Origin of the sequence: Mesorhizobium sp. M1A.F.Ca.IN.020.06.1.1 (genome assembly GCF_004023265.1) — a bacterium.
Lineage (GTDB): Bacteria > Pseudomonadota > Alphaproteobacteria > Rhizobiales > Rhizobiaceae > Mesorhizobium.
The window spans coordinates 1-1,400 of sequence record NZ_RZSR01001247.1 but is presented as its reverse complement, the minus strand read 5'-3'; the positions used below and the strand labels follow the sequence as shown (position 1 = coordinate 1,400).

Here is a 1,400-nt window from a genome sequence, read left to right as displayed (position 1 = left end):
GCATGGCGACGGCGCTGATATCGGCCGCGGATGGCGGATCGGCCGGCTCGCTGCGACCCAGGCGCGCGGCGATGTCCGGCTGCGGTTCTTCAGAGGGCTCGGGCGCGTTCGCTTCCTGTGGCGGGCCGGCGTCAGTTGCCGGCACGGCTGCATCCTCGGGCGCCGGGGCCGGGTTGTTGGGGCTGAGATAGCGGGCCGGCGCCCATCCGACGATATGCGCGTCCTGCGTGTCCTCGACCTTGCACCAGGGATAGTTATTGACGGTCTTGCAGCCGTAATTCTTCACGGCTGCGCCGTTGGGCAGGCGCGCCGCGACCTTTCCATCTGGTGAAGCGGTGGCGCGGATGTTGAGGAGATCGTCCGGCGCAAGGCCGCCGATGATTGAAATGATCGTGGCTGGCGCGTCCTGGGCCAAAGCCGGCACGGCGGCCAGCAGCAAAGGAGCGGCGATCAGCAATGTCGATCGGAGCGTGACTTTACGCTTCATCCTTAATGCACTGCAATCCTGGCGTTTCCGCTCAATCAGATTATGAGCTTCGCTCAATCATGGATATGAGCTTCGCTCAATCTTTATAAATCCGGTCCGCGGCGCGTGCGCCCATTCCAGTCGTCCGCTTGTTCGGCCTGCTTTGCGGCAGCTTCATGGTCGTAGGCGATGGCGATCGCCTCGGAGCGGCCGGGAGGCATCCATCCCGACGATGCCGTAGCGCGCATGCCGGCTGTCCTGCTCAGAGACATGCGCCGGCGGGAATGCGGATGAGCTCGCTGCGATGGCTATTGCCGCACAACGCGATCCGGCAGGCTGGAGGGCCAGCACGTGGCCATGGATATCGGCCAGAACGGCAATGCGCATCAGGCGTCGATCTCCGCATCGGCGGTGCCGACCGCTGGAAGCGCCTTGTCCTCGCCGGCGGCCGCGATCACGCTGTCGAGCAGGCCGGGGAAGCGCCTGTCGAGGTCGTCGCGGCGCAGGGTGATCAGCCGGCTGGTGCCGACCGCTTCGGTGCGCGTCACGCCAGCCTCGCGCAGCTTGGCGAGGTGGTAGCTGAGATTGGTCTTGGAGGCGAGGTCGAGGAACTTGCCGCAGTTCATCGGCACGCCTTCCTTGCTGGCGAGAAAGCGCACGATTGCCAGCCGGGTCGGGTCGCCGAGCACGGCAAGCACGATCGGCAGGCTGATCTGATCGGCGGTCGGATGAGGCAAGGTCATGGTTGAGAATTAAGCGCAAACGGCACCAACTTCAACGCGTCTCCGCTTCTTGCTTGGTTGCGCAGCTTCCCGGTTTCTACGCCGTCCTGACACAGAGCTGTCAGCAGGGTTCCGCTAATTTGCCCAAGTTCCGTTGACATCATGCCCCTTCATGTCCAATTGTTCAATAACTTTTGAACAAAGGACATATC

2 protein-coding genes are annotated in these 1,400 nt (G+C 63.4%); both read right to left on the bottom strand.

Annotated elements, in window-relative coordinates:
- Positions 1-457: SH3 domain-containing protein (locus EOA60_RS32940; protein WP_245502675.1), on the bottom strand; the 457-nt coding region annotated here is incomplete at its 3' end.
- A gap of 395 nt (positions 458-852) precedes the next feature.
- On the bottom strand, positions 853-1,209 hold the full coding sequence (locus tag EOA60_RS32930) for a helix-turn-helix transcriptional regulator (RefSeq protein WP_067326737.1): 357 nt from the start codon (positions 1,207-1,209) through the stop codon (positions 853-855).
- Between the last annotated feature and the right edge of the window lie 191 nt (positions 1,210-1,400).